Source organism: Agrococcus sp. Marseille-Q4369, assembly GCF_018308945.1.
Taxonomy (GTDB): Bacteria; Actinomycetota; Actinomycetes; order Actinomycetales; family Microbacteriaceae; genus Agrococcus.
Genome location: NZ_CP070501.1, coordinates 761,706 through 777,876, shown reverse-complemented (window position 1 = coordinate 777,876; position 16,171 = coordinate 761,706). Strand labels below are relative to the sequence as shown.

Genomic DNA, 16,171 nt, shown 5'->3' with positions numbered 1-16,171 from the left:
ATGCCAGGATCGAAGCCGTGACGCTCCTCGCCCAGCCCCTGCGCATCGGCGCCTTCGACGCCCCCAACCGGATCATGCAGGCGGCGCACTCGAAGCAGTACTCCGACCGCGTGGAGTCGGATCGCGAGACCGCCTACTTCGTGCGTCGCGCTCGCGGCGGCTGCGGCCTGTTCGTCGCGGGCAACCACCTCGTGCATCCGAGCGCGTCGACGCGCGGGTTCCAGGACGCGTGGCGGCCCGAGGCCGTCGACGCGAACCGCCGCATGACCGACGCGATCCACGAGGCGGGCGCGCGCGTGCTCGTGCAGCTCAACCACCACGGCGCGCAGGCGTCGCCCGAGGGGCCGGACGGGCCGCGCGCGGTGCTCGCGCCCAGCCGCATCCTCTCGCCCTCGACGGGGGTCGCCACCGCCGAGGCGAGCCCGCGCGAGCTCCGGTCGCTCGCGGATGCGTGGGCCGACTCGGCCGAGCGCGCGCGGCTCGGCGGCTTCGACGGCGTCGAGGTGCACATGGCGCACGGCTACCTGCTGCACCAGTTCCTCACGCCGCTCACCAATCGCCGCACGGACGCCTACGGCGGCGACCTCGAGGGCCGCTCGCGCTTCCCGCGCGACGTGCTGCGTGCCGTGCGCGCCCGCGTGGGCGACGACTTCACCGTCGGCATCCGCATCGTGCTCGACGAGCACCACGAGGGCGGGCTCGACGCGGCCGCGATGCGCGAGGTCGTCGCTGCGCTCCGCGCGGAGGCGAGGATCGACTTCCTCGACACCGCGGCCGGCAGCTACCACGACGTCCACTGGGTCTTCCCGTCGTCGGCGATGCCGGTCGCGTGGCTGCGCGACGACGTCGCGGCGCTCAAGGCGGCGAACCCCGACCTCCCCGTCTTCGGCGTCGGCGCGGCGCTGAGCGTCGAGGAGGCCGAGGAGGTGCTCGGCAGCGGCATCGCCGACATGGTCGCGCTCACGCGCGGCCAGCTCGCCGACCCCGATCTCGCCCGGAAGCTCCTCACGGGGGCGACCGAGGGCATCCGGCACTGCATCCGCTTGAACCAGGGATGCCTCGGGCGAGGGAGCCAGGGACTGCCCGTCTCGTGCACGGTCAACCCCGAGGCGGGGCGCGAGCTCGAGCCGGTGCCGGCCGTCGCCGCGACGCCACAGCGCTGGGCGGTCGTCGGCGGCGGCCCCGCGGGCCTCCGCGCCGCGCTCGACCTCGCCCGGCTCGGGCACGCGGTCACGCTGCTCGAGCGCGAGGTCGAGCTCGGCGGGCAGCTGCGGCGCGCCGCGCGCGTGCCCGGCCGATCGTCGGTCGCGCTGCTCGTCGCCGACCTCGAGCGCGACGCGCGGGCCGCGGGCGTCGCACTGCGCCTCGGCGAGCCGGCCACGATCGAGGGCCTGCGCGCGCTCGGTGCCGATGCCGTCGTGCTCGCGACCGGCGCGGTGCCGCCCGAGGGCTCGTCGCTCGCGATCGACGAGGCGTTCGACGGCGAGCGGCCGGCGACGATCGACGCGTGGCGCGCGATGGACGATCCCGCCGCGCTCGGCGACCGCGTGCTCGTCGTCGACGACGACGGCACGGCGCGCGCCTCGGGCGTGCTGCTCGCGCTCGCGGCGAGCGGCGCCGCCATCGAGGTCGTGACGCCGTTCGAGCAGCTGCTGCCGCACGTCGGCACCGGCTACGAGCGGCAGCTCGTGCTGCGCTCGCTCGCCACCGGCGGCGTCGTGCGGCGCACCGCGGCGCGCGTGCGGCTCGACGGCGGCCGGGCGTGGGCGGTCGACGTGCTGACGGGCGAGGCGACGCCCCTCGCGGACCCGACGGCGATCGTGGCGCTCACGCCGCCGGCAGCCGTCGGGCTCGAGCGGCAGGGCGCCGAGGCGCTCGAGCGGGCGCTCGGCGTGCCGGTGCATGCCATCGGCGATGCGCGCGCTCCGCGCGGCATCGACGCGGCGATCGCCGAGGCGTGGCAGCTCGCTCGCGCCACCGCCGGCTGACGAACCCTGGCGCGCGCCGCCCGCCTGCGGCATGCTGACTCCACGCGGCCGCGCGGCCGCAGTGAGGAGCCGAGATGGCAACCCTGCTCAACCCCTACCTCGCATTCGGGCGCGAGGCTCGCGAAGCGATGAACTTCTACCACGGCGTGTTCGGCGGCGACCTCGTCGTCAGCACGTTCGGCGAGAGCGGCATGGCCGACGACCCGGGCGACGCCGAACTCGTCATGCACGCCCAGCTCACGACCGCCGACGGCCACACGATCATGGCGAGCGACACCCCGCGCGGCATGGACCAGCCGAGCGGTCGCCAGCAGGTCTCGCTCTCGGGCGACGACGACACGACGCTCTCGCGCTACTGGGAGGGCTTGAGCGACGGCGCGACCGTGCTCGAGCCGCTCGTCGAGGCCCCGTGGGGCGACAGGTTCGGCATGCTCGTCGACCGCTGGGGCGTGCTCTGGATGGTCAGCACCGCGCCGGCGGCGGGCCGGGGGGCGGATGTGTCGTCGGCGATCGACGACGACGGCGACGCGACCGCGGGCGGTCACCAGGACACCGCGCAGCAGTGGCACACCGAGGGTGCGACGCCGGAGCCGACCTCCGGGCACGAGAACACCGCCGACCAGTGGCCGGCGGACGAGCAGCGGGATCCGGGCGCGCAGCGCTGACGGGCTGAGACGAACGCGGCGCCGGCACCGGGGAGACCCGGCGGCCGGCGCCGCGCTCGACTCGCGCGATCGCTAGGCGGGCCCGCCCGAGGTGGTGTCCTCCTCCGTCTCCGGGTTGTGGTGGTCGGGCTCGGGGCGCTCCGCGCCCTCGCGCGGCTCCTCGACCTCGTCGGGCTGCTGGCCATGCTGCTGGTCGGTCACGATGCCTCCTGTCGTCGTCGTGCCCCCGTCCTACCGCGCGCACCTGGGAGGCGCACGACCGCCGGGCGCGCTCCGGCGTATCCTGGTCGCACCCCGACCTGCGAAGGAGCAGCACCATGCCCGAGACGATCATCGCCGGATACGCGCGCACGCCGTTCGCGAAGTTCCTGGGCCAGCTGGCGCAGTCGAAGTCGACCGAGCTCGGTGCCCACGCCGCCCGTCACGCGATGGAGCGCGCCGGGGTCGCCCCCGGTGAGGTCGACGCCGTCGTCGTCGGCCAGGTGCTGCAGGCGACCGTCGGCCAGAACCCGCCGCGCCAGACCGCGGTCGCCGCGGGCGTGCCGATGTCGGTGCCCGCGCTCGGCATCAGCGCCGTCTGCCTCTCGGGGGCCGAGGCGATCGTGACCGGGCACCGCATGATCCAGCTCGGCGAGGCCGACGTCGTGCTCGCCGTGGGCCAGGAGTCGATGTCGCTCGCGCCGCACGCCGCGCCCATGCGCGCCGGCTCGAAGTTCGGCGACACGAGCCTCATCGACACGATGCAGTTCGACGGGCTCACGGATGCGTTCGACCGCGTCGCGATGGGAGCCTCGACCGACGAGCACAACGACCGGTTCGAGATCACGCGCGAGCAGCAGGACGAGTTCGCCGCCGCCTCGCACGCGCGCCTCGCCCGCGCCCAGGCGGACGGCACGCTCGACGGCGAGATCGTCCCGTTCGAGGCGAAGGCCGGCCGGAAGACCGTCACGGTCTCGGTCGACGACGGACTCCGCGCCGACACGACGGTCGAGTCGCTCGCGTCGCTGCGCCCCGCCTTCACGCCCGACGGCACGGTCACCGCCGGCAACGCATCCCAGATCACCGACGGCGCCGCCGCGGTCGTGCTCGTCTCGGACGCCTACGCGAAGCAGCAGGGCCTCACGGGCCTCGCGCGCATCGTCTCGACCGGCTTCGTCGCCGGTCCGGACGTCTCGCTGCACTCGCAGCCCGCCGACGCGATCGAGCAGGCGCTCGAGCGCGCGGGCCGCGCGACGAGCGACCTGCAGGCGGTCGAGATCAACGAGGCGTTCGCGGCGGTCGGCGTCGCCTCGACCCGCCAGCTCGGCGTCGACCCCGAGATCGTGAACGCGAACGGCGGCGCGATCGCGCTCGGCCACCCGATCGGTGCGTCGGGTGCCCGCATCATCGGCCACCTCGCGCGCCGGCTGCAGCAGCTCGGCACCGGCTCGCTCGGGGCGGCCGGCATCTGCGGCGGCGGCGGCCAGGGCACGGGCGTCGTGCTCGAGGCCATCTGACGCCGCGCGGCCGCTCGGCCAGCCGCGGCCCAGCGCCTCTGGCCTAGGCTGGATCGATGCGCTTGTCCGTGCTCGACCTCGCCCCCATCAACCCCGGAGAGACGGCGGGCGAGAGCCTGCACGGCTCGGTGCTGCTCGCCCAGGCGGCGGAGCGGCTCGGATTCGCGCGCGTCTGGTACGCCGAGCACCACAACATGGCGACGATCGCCTCGAGCGCGACGAGCGTGCTCATCGCCCACGTCGCCGCGCACACGTCGACGATCCGCCTCGGCGCGGGCGGCGTCATGCTGCCCAACCACTCGCCGCTCGTGATCGCCGAGCAGTTCGGCACCCTCGCCGAGCTGCACCCCGGCCGCATCGACCTCGGGCTCGGCCGCGCGCCCGGCACCGACCACCGCACGTGGACGGCGCTGCGCCGCGACATCCGCGCCTCCGATCGCTTCCCCGAGGACGTCGTCGAGCTGCAGGGCTACCTGCGCGGCGAGCCGACCGTGCCCGGGATCAAGGCCGTGCCGGGCCACGGCACCGACGTGCCGCTCACGATCCTCGGCTCGTCGCTCTTCGGCGCGCAGCTCGCGGCCGCCCTCGGCCTGCCCTACGCGTTCGCGTCGCACTTCGCGCCGGATGCCCTGCACGAGGCCGTCGCCGTCTACCGCGAGCGGTTCCAGCCCTCCGCGCAGCTCGCGGAGCCCTTCGTCATCGCCGGCATCAACGCGGTCGTCGCCCCGTCGCGCGCCGAGGCGCTCGAGATGCAGCGCGCGGTCGCCCGGGCGCGGGTGCGCGGACTGCTGCTGCGCGACAGCCCGATCGCGCAGCAGGTCGGCGACGACGAGCTCGACGCGCTCGCCGCGAGCCCGCAGGCCGCGCCGGTGCAGAAGATGCTCCAGCACACGGCGCTCGGCACGGGCGAGGAGGCGGTGGCGACGCTGCGCCGGTTCGCGATCGAGGCCGACGCCGACGAGCTCATCATGGCGGTGCACGGCACGACCGCGGAACGCGTGCGCGCGCTCGAGCTCATCGAGGGCGCGGGCGGCCTCGCCGACTGATCGGGCGTGCGGATGCTGCGGACGCCGTCGTCCATGGCGGCAATCTGCTCGCGCGGCGTGGGGCTGTCCAGCCCCGTCGCGTCCGTCAGCGCGGGGGGAGCGCGAGCCGCGCGACGGTCGCGGCGGCGGCCTCGACGAGGCTCGCGGCGTCGCGCTGCAGCTCGTCGAGGCTCGCGGGACCGGGCGCGATCGAGAGCGCGGGCACGCCCATCGACGACGCGGCCGCAGTGTCGACCGAGCCGGCGATCACCGCGAGCGGCGCGCCAGCGCGACGGGCGGCGGCGTGCACGACCGAGACGACCTTGCCGAGCGCCGATTGGCCGTCGAAGCGGCCCTCGCCCGTGAGCACGAGGTCGGCGCCCCCGAGTGCCGCGTCGAGGCCCGCGAGCTCGGCGAACCACGCGCCGCCCGGGACGATCTCGCCGCCCGTGAGCGCCCGCAGCACGCTCGCGACCCCGCCCGCGGCGCCCGCACCGGGCACGTCGGCGATCGCGGCCACATCGACGCCGAGCGCGCTCGCCGCCACCCGGGCGAAGCGCTCGAGTGCGGCGTCGAGCACCGCGACGTCGTCGCCGCTCGCGCCCTTCTGCGGGCCGAAGACGGCCGCGGCGCCGCCCGGTCCCGTGAGCGGCGCGTCGACGTCGGTCACGAAGCGCCAGCGGGCCGCGCGCGCTCGCGCGTCGAGGCCCGTCGCGTCGAGGTGCTCGAGCGAGCCGAGCCCACCGCCGCCGGTTCGCACGGGCCGGCCCGACGCATCCAGCAGCTGCACCCCGAGCGCGGTCAGGAGGCCCGCGCCGCCGTCGGTCGTCGCCGAGCCGCCGAGCAGCAGCGTCAGCTCGTCGGCGCCGCGCTCGAGCGCGTCGAGCACGACCGCGCCGAGCCCCACCGTGGAGGCGGCGAGCGGCGCGAGCGGCACGTCCTCCACTTGCGGCAGCCCCGCGGCCTGCGCGAGCTCGATGACCGCGTGCGTGCCCTCGAGCGCCCAGCGTGCGAGCGCCGGTCGGCCGAGCGCGTCGACCGTGCTCGTGACGCGCTCCTCGCCGCCGCGCGTGAGCACCGCGTCGAGGCTGCCCTCGCCGCCGTCGGCCATCGGCACGAGCGCGACGTCGGCGCCCGGCGCCGCGGCGCGGATGCCGCGTGCCGCGGCCTCGCATGCTTCGAGCGCCGTGAGGCTGCCCTTGAAGGCGTCGAACGCGACGACCGCGCGGGGTTGCTGCCGGCCCGCGGTCATCGCGAGAGCCCGTAGCGCTCGGCGAAGCGCGCGAGGATCGACTGCGGGTGCGACACGCTCGCGTCGCGGCCGGCGGCGACGAGGTCCTCGACCTCGTCGGGGGAGAAGTAGCCGTGGTCGCGGTAGACGCGGATGCGCTGCTCGAGGCCGTCGGCGTCGAGCTCGGGGTGGAACTGCGTGCCGATCACGTGCTGCCCGATGCGCACCATGTGCACGCACGCGGCCGAGACGGCGAGGGTCGTCGCGCCCTCGGGCGCCTCGGCGATGCCCTCCTTGTGGCCGCCGAAGGCGGTGAAGGCGCGCGGCAGCCCGTCGGTGAGCCAGTCGTCGCCCACGAGGCTCAGCTCGACCGGCGCGACCGACTCGGCGATGCCGCGCACCATGCGGCCGCCGAGCGCGTGCACGAGGGCACCGAGCCCGAGGCACGCGCCGAGGTAGGGGATGTCGTCTCGGATGACGCGCTCCCCGAGGTGCGTGAGCCACGCGATCGTCTCGGCGTGGCCGGGCGGGCGACGGTGCTCGTCGCTGAAGTTCGCCGGTCCGCCGCCGACGAGCACGGCATCGACGTCGCGGAGCTCGAGCGCCGGGATCTCGCGGTCGAGCCGCACGCGCTGGATGCGCGACTCGTCGAGCGCGCCGAAGCGCACCATCGCCTCGAGCTCCGCGTCGGCGACCTCGTCCTCGGGCCGCGACTGCACGATCAGGATCCCCCGCATCACGCCGCCTCCGCCCGCGAGCCGTCCGCCGTCCACACGCCGCTCGAGCCGCGCCGGTGCGAGCCGATCAGGTGCGTGTCGACGATGCCGACCGCCTCCATGAGCGCGAACATCGTCGTCGGCCCGACGTGCGCGAAGCCGCGGCGCTTGAGCTCCTTCGAGAGCGCGACCGACTCCGGGCTCGACGTGGGCACGTCCGCGAACGAGCGGGGCAGCGGCGTCGACTCCGGCTGGAACGACCAGATGAGGGCTGCGAGCCCGCCGTCCTCCCGCAGCCGCACGGTCGCCCGCGCGTTCCCGATCGTGGCGTCGACCTTGCGCCGGTTGCGCACGATGCTCGCGTCGGCCACGAGGCGCAGGGCGTCGTCCTCGCCGAAGCGCGCCACCGCATCCGGATCGAAGCCCGCGAAGGCCGCGCGGAACGCCGAGCGCTTCCGCAGGATCGTCGCCCACGAGAGCCCCGACTGGAACGCCTCGAGCGAGAGCCGCTCGAACAGGCCGCGCTCGTCGCGCACCGGCATGCCCCACTCGGTGTCGTAGTAGTCGCGCAGCAGCGCATCGGTCGCCGCCCACGCGGGGCGGGCGAGGCCGTCGTCGCCCACGATGAGGTGCATGCAGGCAAGGCTAGCCGCGCGCTTAGGCTGGATCGGTGCAGACGGATGCGGTGCGACGAGCCTGGCGCGAGGGCGTGAGCGTCGTCGTGGCCACGAGCGCCTACGGGCTCTCGTTCGGCGCCCTCTCGATCGCGTCGGGCCTCGACGTGTGGCAGACGATGGTGCTGAGCCTGCTGATGTTCTCCGGCGGCTCGCAGTTCGCGTTCATCGGGGTGATCGCCGCGGGCGGCGGCATCGCGGGGGTGGCGAGCGCCGCGATGCTCGGGCTGCGGAACGCCCTCTACGGCATGAGCATGCGCCGGGTCGTGCAGCCGCGCGGAGCCGTGCTGCCGGTCGCGGCGCACGTGACGATCGACGAGTCGACCGCGGTCGCGCTCGCGCAGGAGGAGCCGCGCGCGCAGCGCACGGGCTTCTGGGTGACGGGCGTCGGCATCTGGATCGGCTGGAACCTCGCGACGCTCGCGGGCGCGCTGCTGGGCGACCTGCTCGGCGACCCCCGCCAGTGGGGGCTCGACGCGGCGGCCGCGGCGGCGTTCGTGGGCCTCTTGTGGCCGCGGCTCAAGGCGCGGCAAGCGGTCGCGGTCGCGGCGGCGAGCGCGGTGCTCGCGGCGGCGCTCCTGCCAGTGCTGCCCGCGGGGATGCCGGTGATCGTCGCGGCGGTCGTGGGCGTCGTCGTCGGCCTGACGAACTGGTTCGGCCCGCGGCCCGCGCCGGTGCTGTCCGAGCCGGTGGCGGAGAGGGGGGAGCGCTCGTGACGCTCTGGCACCTCATCCTGCTCGCGAGCATCGCGGTGCTCGCGATCAAGCTGCTCGGCTACGCCGTGCCGCCGGCGGTCTTCGACAGCCCGCGGCCGCGGCGCACGCTCGAGCTGCTCACCGTCTCGCTGCTCGCGGGACTCGTCGCGGTGCAGGCGCTCGGGGGTGAGGGCAGCGTCGTGCTCGACGCGCGGATCCCGGCGGTGCTCGTCGCGGCGGGCCTGTTCGCGGTGCGGGCGCCGTTCATCGTCGCGGTCGCGGCGGCGGCCGTCACGGCCGCGCTGCTGCGCGCCTTCGCGGGCTTCCCCTGACCGGCGCGCCGGGGTGCTCGGATTCGCTAGGGTGGCCTCTCAAGCCGCCAGACGTTCAACGTCTGGTTCAGCGTATGGATCGCTATGCTGAACGGCACTCGAGACCTTGGCCAGCGATGGCCCATCCGCGTGGAGGAAGCGCATGACCGAGCACGACGGCCGCCAGCCCGGCCGCGACGGAGAGAGCACCCAGTCGTGGGGTGACGACTACCGCGCGCAGCTCGCGTCGATGCTCTCCGGCACCACGCCGGAGGACCGCGAGGCGGTCGCGTCGCTGCCCTCCGGGTCGGCGATCCTCGTCGTCCGCCGCGGGCCCAACGTCGGCGCCCGCTTCCTGCTCGACCAGGACTCGACGATCGCGGGCCGGCACCCCGACGCCGACATCTTCCTCGACGACGTCACCGTCTCGCGCCGGCACGCGGAGTTCGCCCGCTCCGGCACGAGCTTCGAGCTGCGCGACCTCGGCTCGCTCAACGGCACGTACCACAACGGCGAGCGCGTCGACCAGGCGGTGCTGCACGATGGCGCGGAGGTGCAGGTCGGCAAGTTCCGCCTGACCTTCTACCGCTCCCGCCTCGACCTCGAACCCCGGCAGTGAGCGCGCCGGCGGCGAGGAAGGCTGCCGCCCTTCTCTCGATCGGCCAGGTGCTCGCGAAGCTCGGTCCCGAGTTCCCCGACCTCTCGCCGTCGAAGCTGCGCTTCCTCGAGGACCAGGGGCTCATCTCCCCGCAGCGCACGCCGTCGGGCTACCGCAAGTTCGACGCGGCTGACGTCGAGCGGCTCCGCTACATCCTCACGCTGCAGCGCGACCACTACCTGCCGCTCAAGGTCATCCTCAGCCACCTCGACGACATCGACGCGGGCCGCTCGCCGCAGATCCCGGGCGCGAACGTGCGCCTCGAGGCGCCATCGATCCTCGGCAGCGAGCGCCGGCTCTCGCGCACCGAGCTGCAAGCGGAGGCGGGCGCTTCGAAGCAGCTGCTCGCCGACGCGATCTCGGCGCAGCTGCTGCCGGGCGCCGAGCCGTTCGGCGATGCCGCGGTGCAGGCGCTGCGCGCGCTCGTCGAGCTGCAGCGCTTCGGCATCGAGCCGCGGCACCTCCGGGGCATGCGGCAGTCGGCGCAGCGCGAGGCCGCGCTCATCGAATCGGCGCTCAAGCCCATGCGCGGCCGCCGCGAGACGGGCAGCCAGGCGAAGGCGGCCGAGACCGCTCGCGACCTCGCGGGCCAGATCCAGGCCGTCCGCGACCTGCTCACGCGCGACGCGCTCGGCGCGTGAGCGCCCGTGCGTCCCGGCCGCGCGTCGGCGGCAGGGCGTAGACTCGACCCGACACGCCGCGCCGGTTGCAGGTTCCGCCGGGTCGGGGCGACGGGTCGATACGGTGGGCGACAACACTCAACCTCGACTTGAAGGTTGGGGCTCAGCTCTTCGGAAGGGAACGGCGATGCGCGACGGCACCCGGGATGCAGATCAGGGCGGCACCCCCCGCATCGACTCGGGCCTGCTCTTCACCGACGGCCTCCCGCAGGAGCACGACGCGGTCGGCTACAAGGGCTCCATCGCCGCCGACGCCGCCGGCATCACCTACCGCCAGCTCGACTACTGGGCGCGCACGGGGCTCGTCGAGCCGACGATCCGCCCCGCCCACGGCTCAGGCAGCCAGCGGCTCTACTCCTTCCGCGACATCCTCGTGCTCAAGCTCGTCAAGCGGCTGCTCGACACCGGCATCTCGCTGCAGCAGATCCGCGTCGCGATGCAGCAGCTGCACGACGCGGGCGTGCGCGACCTGACGCAGACGACCCTCATCTCCGACGGCGCGAGCGTCTACCTCTGCACCTCGAACGACGAGGTCATCGACCTGCTGAGCAACGGTCAGGGCGTGTTCGGCATCGCCGTCGGCCGCGTGCTCCGCGAGGTCGAGTCGCAGCTCATCGAGCTCGAGGGCACGCCGGTCGACGAGCGCCCCGTCGACGAGCTCGCCGCGCGGCGCGCGCGCCGCAGCCGCACCGCCTGACCCGCCCAGCGCATCCGCGCCTCCCGCTGCCGCCCCCCGCAGCCGACTGGCGCCTCCCGCGCCTGAGTGGCGCCTCCCGCGCCTGAGTGGCGCCTCCCGCGCCTGACTGGCGCCTCCCGGGGGTGAGTGGCGCCTCTCCGAGCGGTCAGCTCCGCCCGCGAGCGGTCAGCTCGGCCCGCGAGCGGTCAGCTCGGCCCGCGAGCGGTCAGCTCGGCCCGCGAGCGGTCAACTCCTCTGGGGATGACAGCTCGAGGCCGGAAGTGACCGTTCACGCGCGGAAGTGACCGTTCACGCGCGGAAGTGACCGTTCACGCGCGGAAGTGACCGCTCACGCGCGGAAGTGACCGTTCACGCGCGGAAGTGACCGCTCGGGGTGGGTGGAACGCGAGAGCGCCCGCACCGGAGGGGTGCGGGCGCTCTCGAAGCTGCTACTGCTTGTCGGGCGCGGAGGAGGAGTCGGCCTCCGCCTCGGCGGCCGCTGCCTCCTCGAGCTGCGCAGCGGCCGTCGCGTCGACGGCAGCCGTCGGCGCCGGCACCTTGCGGCCCGAGGCCGCCTCGTCGCCCGCGCGGCCCGAGGCGGTCAGCACGAGCTGCAGCAGCTCGTCGAACTGCAGCGCCATCTCCTGCGCGCCTTCACCGGGCCACACGTGCAGCGGCCGGGCGGCGCCCTGCGCCTGCTGCATCGAGGTGCGCTCGGGCAGCACCGTGTCGAGCACGAGCGGGCCGAACATGTCCTTGAGCTCCTGGATGCGGTACTGGTGCTCGAGGGACTGCGGGCGCGCGCGGTTCACGACGATGCCGAGCGGCTGGAGGCGCGGGCTGAGGCCGCGGCGGATCTCCTCGATCGCGCGCAGCGCGCGGTCGGCGGCGGCCACCGAGAACAGGCCGGGCTCGGTCACGACGAGCACGCGGTCGGACGCGGCCCACGCGGTGCGCGTGAGGGCGTTGAGCGACGGCGCGCAGTCGACGAGCACGAGGTCGTAGTCGTTCTCGACCGTCGTGAGCGCCGTCTCGAGCTTCCAGATGTCCTTGATCGTCGGGTGCGGCCCGTCGAAGTTGATCGCCGAGGGCGAGCCGATGAGCACGTCGATGGTGCCGCCGTGGCCCTGCGTCCAGCCCGATGGCGAGATGGCCTGCTGGACGACCTTGTCCTTCGGATTCGCGAGCACGTCGGCGACGTTGAGCCGGCCTTCGATCTCGATGTCCATGCCGGTCGAGGCGTCCGACTGCGGGTCGAGATCGACGACGAGCGTGCGGAGGCCCTTGGCGAATGCGGCGGAGGCGAGGCCGAGCGTCACCGTGGTCTTGCCGACACCGCCTTTGAGCGAACTGATCGAGAGTACGTGCACGGCGCCCAAGCCTAGCCCCACTACATTGAGAAGCACGCGTCGCCGCACCCTGGAGGGTTCCTCTATGTTCTCGAAGCTCCTCGTCGCCAACCGTGGCGAGATCGCCATCCGGGCATTCCGCGCGGCCAACGAGCTCGGCATCCGCACCGTCGCCGTCTACGCGCACGAGGACCGCAACTCCCTCCACTGCCAGAAGGCGGATGAGGCGTACCAGATCGGCGAGCCCGGCCGCCCCGTGCGCGCCTACCTCACGGTGAGCGAGATCATCCGGGTCGCGAAGGACGCGGGCGCCGACGCCATCTACCCCGGCTACGGCTTCCTGAGCGAGAACCCCGAGCTCGCGACCGCGGCCGCCGAGGCCGGCATCACCTTCGTGGGCCCGGGCGCGTCGGTGCTCGCGATGGCCGGCAACAAGGTGACGGCCAAGGAGCACGCGATCGCCGCAGGCGTGCCCGTGCTGCGCTCGACGCCCGCGACGACCGACATCGAGGCGCTCGTCGCCGGCGCCGACGAGATCGGCTTCCCCGTCTTCGCGAAGGCGGTCGCGGGTGGCGGCGGTCGGGGGATGCGGCTGGTCCAGCGTCGTGAGGACCTCCGGGATGCGCTCGAGGGCGCGATGCGCGAGGCCGACAGCGCGTTCGGCGACCCGACGATGTTCATCGAGCAGGCGGTCGTGCGCCCCCGCCACATCGAGGTGCAGATCCTCGCGGACGCGACCGGCGAGACCGTGCACCTGTTCGAGCGCGACTGCTCGGTGCAGCGCCGCCACCAGAAGGTCGTCGAGCTCGCACCGGCCCCGAACCTCTCGCAGGAGCAGCGCGACGCGCTCTACCGCGACGCCGTCGCCTTCGCGCGGTCGATCGGCTACGTCAACGCGGGCACCGTCGAGTTCCTGCTCGACACCGCGGGGGAGCGCGCGGGCCAGCACGTCTTCATCGAGATGAACCCGCGCATCCAGGTCGAGCACACGGTGACCGAGGAGATCACCGACGTCGACCTCGTCGCGAGCCAGATCCGCATCGCCGCGGGCGAGTCGCTCGAGCAGCTCGGCCTCACGCAGGACCGCATCGAGATGCACGGCGCCGCGCTGCAGTGCCGCGTCACGACCGAGAACCCGGCCGACGGCTTCCGGCCCGACACGGGCCGCATCACGGCCTACCGCTCGCCCGGCGGCGCGGGCGTGCGCCTCGACGGCGGCACGATCAACCCGGGCACCGAGGTGAGCCCGCACTTCGACTCGATGCTCGCGAAGGTCACGTGCCGCGGTCGCGACCTCGACACCGCCATCCGCCGTGCCCACCGCGCGGTCAGCGAGTTCCGCATCCGCGGCGTCGCCTCGAACATCCCGTTCCTGCTCAACCTGCTCGACGACGAGGAGTTCCGGGCGGGGGATGTCTCGACCCACTTCATCGACGAGCACCCCGAGCTCACGCGCATCAACCCGCCGAAGGACCGCGCGTCCAAGGTGCTCGCGTGGCTCGCCGACGTCACCGTCAACCAGCCGAACGGCGCGGCCGACGGCGTCATCAACCCGGCGATCAAGCTGCCCGGCTGCGACCTCGAGACCGACGCGCCCGCTGGCGAGCGCCAGAAGCTGCAGCAGCTCGGCCCCGAGGGCTGGGCGCAGGCGCTCCGCGACCGCACCTCGCTCGCGGTCACCGAGACGACCTTCCGCGACGCGCACCAGTCGCTGCTCGCGACGCGCGTGCGCACCGCCGACCTCGTGGCGATCGCGCCGCACGTCGCGCGCATGACGCCGGAGCTGCTCTCGATGGAGGCGTGGGGCGGCGCGACCTACGACGTCGCGCTGCGCTTCCTCGGCGAGGACCCGTGGGAGCGGCTCGCGCGGCTGCGCGAGGCGATGCCGAACATCCCGCTGCAGATGCTGCTGCGCGGCCGCAACACCGTCGGCTACACGCCCTACCCGACGGAGGTGACGAGCGCGTTCGTCGACGAGGCTGCCGCGACCGGCATCGACGTCTTCCGCATCTTCGACGCGCTCAACGACGTCGACCAGATGCGCCCCGCGATCGATGCCGTGCGCGCGACCGGCACCGCGGTCGCGGAGGTGGCGCTCTGCTACTCCGGTGATCTGCTGAACCCCGACGAGGACCTCTACACGCTCGACTACTACCTGCGGCTCGCCGAGCGCATCGTCGACGCCGGCGCGCACGTGCTCGCGATCAAGGACATGGCAGGGCTCCTCCGCGCCGGCGCGGCGTCGAAGCTCGTCGCGGCGCTGCGCGAGCGCTTCGCGCTGCCGGTGCACCTCCACACGCATGACACCGCGGGCGGCCAGCTCGCGACGCTGCTCGCCGCCTCGGCCGTCGGCGTCGACGCCGTCGACGTCGCGAGCGCCCCGATGGCGGGCACGACGAGCCAGCCCTCGCTCTCGGCCCTCGTCGCCGCAGTCGCGCACACCGAGCGCGACACGGGCCTCTCGCTCCAGGCCGTGAGCGACCTCGAGCCCTACTGGGAGGCCGTGCGCCGCCTCTACAAGCCGTTCGAGTCGGGCCTGCCCGGCCCCACCGGCCGCGTCTACCGCCACGAGATCCCCGGCGGGCAGCTCTCGAACCTGCGCCAGCAGGCGATCGCGCTCGGCCTCGCCGACGACTTCGAGCGCATCGAGGACTGGTACGCCGAGGCGAGCCGCATCCTCGGCCGCCCGACGAAGGTCACGCCCTCGTCGAAGGTCGTCGGCGACCTCGCGCTCCAGCTCGTCGCGCAAGGCGTCGACCCCGAGGAGTTCGAGCGCGACCCGCGCAAGTTCGACATCCCCGACTCCGTCATCGGGTTCATGGCCGGCGAGCTCGGCGACCTGCCGGGCGGCTGGCCCGAGCCCTTCCGCTCGAAGGTGCTCGAGGGCCGCGACGTCGACATCTCGGTGAAGCCGCTCGCGCCCGAGCAGGCCGCGCGCCTCGCCGAGCCGGGTGCCGATCGCCGCGAGGCGCTCAACGAGCTGCTCTTCGCCGGCCCGACGAAGGCCTTCACGGAGACGCGCGAGCAGTACGGCGACCTCTCGGTCGTCGACACGATCGACTTCCTCTACGGCATGCAGCACGGTGAGGAGCACCACGTCGGCATCGGCCGCGGCGTCACGCTCAACGTCTCGCTCGAGGCGGTCGGCGAGGCCGACGACGACGGCATCGTCACCGTCATGACGGTGCTCAACGGCCAGCTGCGCCCCGTCTACGTGCGCGACCGCTCGGTCAAGGTCGACAAGGCGAAGGCGGAGAAGGCGGATGCGTCCATGCCGGGCCAGGTCGCGGCTCCCTTCGCGGGGGCGGTCACCGTCAAGGTCGCCGCGGGCGATCAGCTCGCCGCCGGCGACCCCGTCGCGACGATCGAGGCGATGAAGATGGAGGCGGCGATCACGACCCCGATCGCCGGCACCGTCGAGCGGCTCGCGCTCTCGGGCACGACGCCCGTCGAGGCGGGCGACCTCATCGCGGTGGTGCGGCCCGCGTGAGCGTCCGAGAGATCCGCGTCTTCGGCGATCCGGTGCTGCGCGAGCGCGCCGAGCCCGTCGACCCCGCCGACCCGGTTACGGCCGCACTGGTGCAGGACCTGCTCGACACCGTGCAGCTGCCCGGCCGCGCCGGCGTCGCCGCGAACCAGATCGGCGTCGCGAAGGCCGCGTTCGCCTACCTCGTCGACGACGAGCTCGGCTACGTGCTCAACCCGCGCATCGACGAGGTGCGCGGCGAGCCGGAGCTCGTCGACGAGGGCTGCCTCTCGGTGCCCGACCTCGGCTTCCCGACCCCGCGGCACCCGTTCTGCCGCGTGATCGGCGTCGACCTCGACGGTCGCGAGGTCGTGCTCGAGGGGGAGGGCCTCATGGCGCAGATGCTGCAGCACGAGATGGGGCACCTCGACGGGCGGCTCTACCTCCAGTCGCTCGACAAGGAGACGCGCGCGGTCGCGATGCACGCCGTGCGACAGGCCGACTGGTTCTGAGACACGAAGGGGGCCCCGCGGGGCCCCCT

The 16,171-nt window shown here is 74.2% G+C and carries 16 protein-coding genes; 11 read left to right on the top strand and 5 right to left on the bottom strand.

Annotated elements, in window-relative coordinates; translation table 11 throughout:
- The first annotated feature begins 17 nt into the window (after positions 1-17).
- Together JSQ78_RS03960 and JSQ78_RS03955 are read left to right on the top strand one after the other, a co-directional pair.
- A complete protein-coding gene (locus tag JSQ78_RS03960; protein WP_249295889.1) occupies positions 18-1,988 on the top strand; it encodes an oxidoreductase in 1,971 nt (656 codons plus the stop codon).
- A 74-nt stretch (positions 1,989-2,062) separates the two neighbouring features.
- On the top strand, positions 2,063-2,653 hold the full coding sequence (locus tag JSQ78_RS03955) for a VOC family protein (protein ID WP_211449570.1): 591 nt from the start codon (positions 2,063-2,065) through the stop codon (positions 2,651-2,653).
- A gap of 72 nt (positions 2,654-2,725) precedes the next feature.
- Here JSQ78_RS03955 and JSQ78_RS13990 read toward each other — a convergent pair whose 3' ends face one another.
- Positions 2,726-2,854: a hypothetical protein gene (locus JSQ78_RS13990; protein ID WP_283245030.1), complete on the bottom strand. Its 129-nt coding sequence runs from the start codon at positions 2,852-2,854 to the stop codon at positions 2,726-2,728.
- A 116-nt stretch (positions 2,855-2,970) separates the two neighbouring features.
- Here JSQ78_RS13990 and JSQ78_RS03950 point away from each other — a divergent pair, with 116 nt between their 5' ends.
- Positions 2,971-4,149, top strand: a complete 1,179-nt coding sequence (locus JSQ78_RS03950; RefSeq protein ID WP_211449569.1) for an acetyl-CoA C-acyltransferase — start codon at positions 2,971-2,973, stop codon at positions 4,147-4,149.
- 56 nt (positions 4,150-4,205) lie between these two features.
- The gene (locus JSQ78_RS03945; protein ID WP_211449567.1) at positions 4,206-5,195 is read left to right on the top strand and encodes an LLM class flavin-dependent oxidoreductase; all 990 of its coding nucleotides are present in this window, start codon (positions 4,206-4,208) and stop codon (positions 5,193-5,195) included.
- 85 nt (positions 5,196-5,280) lie between these two features.
- Here JSQ78_RS03945 and JSQ78_RS03940 read toward each other — a convergent pair whose 3' ends face one another.
- From JSQ78_RS03940 to JSQ78_RS03930, 3 genes are read right to left on the bottom strand one after another with little or no spacing between them, the layout of a single operon-like run.
- A complete protein-coding gene (locus JSQ78_RS03940; RefSeq protein ID WP_211449565.1) occupies positions 5,281-6,426 on the bottom strand; it encodes a glycerate kinase in 1,146 nt (381 codons plus the stop codon).
- Positions 6,423-7,142, bottom strand: coding sequence for a glutamine amidotransferase-related protein (locus JSQ78_RS03935; RefSeq protein WP_211449564.1), 720 nt, complete (start codon positions 7,140-7,142; stop codon positions 6,423-6,425). Before JSQ78_RS03935 ends, JSQ78_RS03940 begins: the two co-directional genes overlap by 4 nt.
- Positions 7,142-7,756 carry a DNA-3-methyladenine glycosylase I gene (locus JSQ78_RS03930; protein WP_211449562.1) on the bottom strand — a complete coding sequence of 205 codons (615 nt, stop codon included), beginning with the start codon at positions 7,754-7,756 and terminating at the stop codon, positions 7,142-7,144. The genes JSQ78_RS03935 and JSQ78_RS03930 overlap by 1 nt, the downstream gene beginning before the upstream one ends.
- Before the next feature lie 35 nt (positions 7,757-7,791).
- Here JSQ78_RS03930 and JSQ78_RS03925 point away from each other — a divergent pair, with 35 nt between their 5' ends.
- The 5 genes from JSQ78_RS03925 (at position 7,792) to JSQ78_RS03905 (ending at position 10,836) form a co-directional block, all read left to right on the top strand.
- Positions 7,792-8,511: an AzlC family ABC transporter permease gene (locus JSQ78_RS03925; RefSeq protein ID WP_211449560.1), complete on the top strand. Its 720-nt coding sequence runs from the start codon at positions 7,792-7,794 to the stop codon at positions 8,509-8,511.
- Positions 8,508-8,822 (top strand): AzlD domain-containing protein, encoded by a 315-nt coding sequence (locus tag JSQ78_RS03920; RefSeq protein ID WP_211449559.1) that lies wholly within the window; start codon positions 8,508-8,510, stop codon positions 8,820-8,822. The genes JSQ78_RS03925 and JSQ78_RS03920 overlap by 4 nt, the downstream gene beginning before the upstream one ends.
- Positions 8,823-8,964: 142 nt before the next feature.
- Entirely contained in the window at positions 8,965-9,420 is a 456-nt protein-coding gene (locus tag JSQ78_RS03915; RefSeq protein WP_249295887.1) for an FHA domain-containing protein, read from the top strand.
- Positions 9,417-10,100 carry a transcriptional regulator FtsR gene (gene ftsR, locus JSQ78_RS03910; RefSeq protein ID WP_211449557.1) on the top strand — a complete coding sequence of 228 codons (684 nt, stop codon included), beginning with the start codon at positions 9,417-9,419 and terminating at the stop codon, positions 10,098-10,100. The genes JSQ78_RS03915 and ftsR overlap by 4 nt, the downstream gene beginning before the upstream one ends.
- Positions 10,101-10,266: 166 nt before the next feature.
- Positions 10,267-10,836 carry a MerR family transcriptional regulator gene (locus tag JSQ78_RS03905; RefSeq protein WP_211449555.1) on the top strand — a complete coding sequence of 190 codons (570 nt, stop codon included), beginning with the start codon at positions 10,267-10,269 and terminating at the stop codon, positions 10,834-10,836.
- Between the two features lie 428 nt (positions 10,837-11,264).
- Here JSQ78_RS03905 and JSQ78_RS03900 read toward each other — a convergent pair whose 3' ends face one another.
- Positions 11,265-12,185, bottom strand: coding sequence for a ParA family protein (locus JSQ78_RS03900; protein WP_211449553.1), 921 nt, complete (start codon positions 12,183-12,185; stop codon positions 11,265-11,267).
- 64 nt (positions 12,186-12,249) lie between these two features.
- Here JSQ78_RS03900 and JSQ78_RS03895 point away from each other — a divergent pair, with 64 nt between their 5' ends.
- The gene (locus JSQ78_RS03895) at positions 12,250-15,654 is read left to right on the top strand and encodes a pyruvate carboxylase (protein ID WP_211449552.1); all 3,405 of its coding nucleotides are present in this window, start codon (positions 12,250-12,252) and stop codon (positions 15,652-15,654) included.
- Positions 15,651-16,142 (top strand): peptide deformylase, encoded by a 492-nt coding sequence (locus tag JSQ78_RS03890; RefSeq protein WP_211449550.1) that lies wholly within the window; start codon positions 15,651-15,653, stop codon positions 16,140-16,142. Before JSQ78_RS03895 ends, JSQ78_RS03890 begins: the two co-directional genes overlap by 4 nt.
- Positions 16,143-16,171 lie beyond the last annotated feature (29 nt).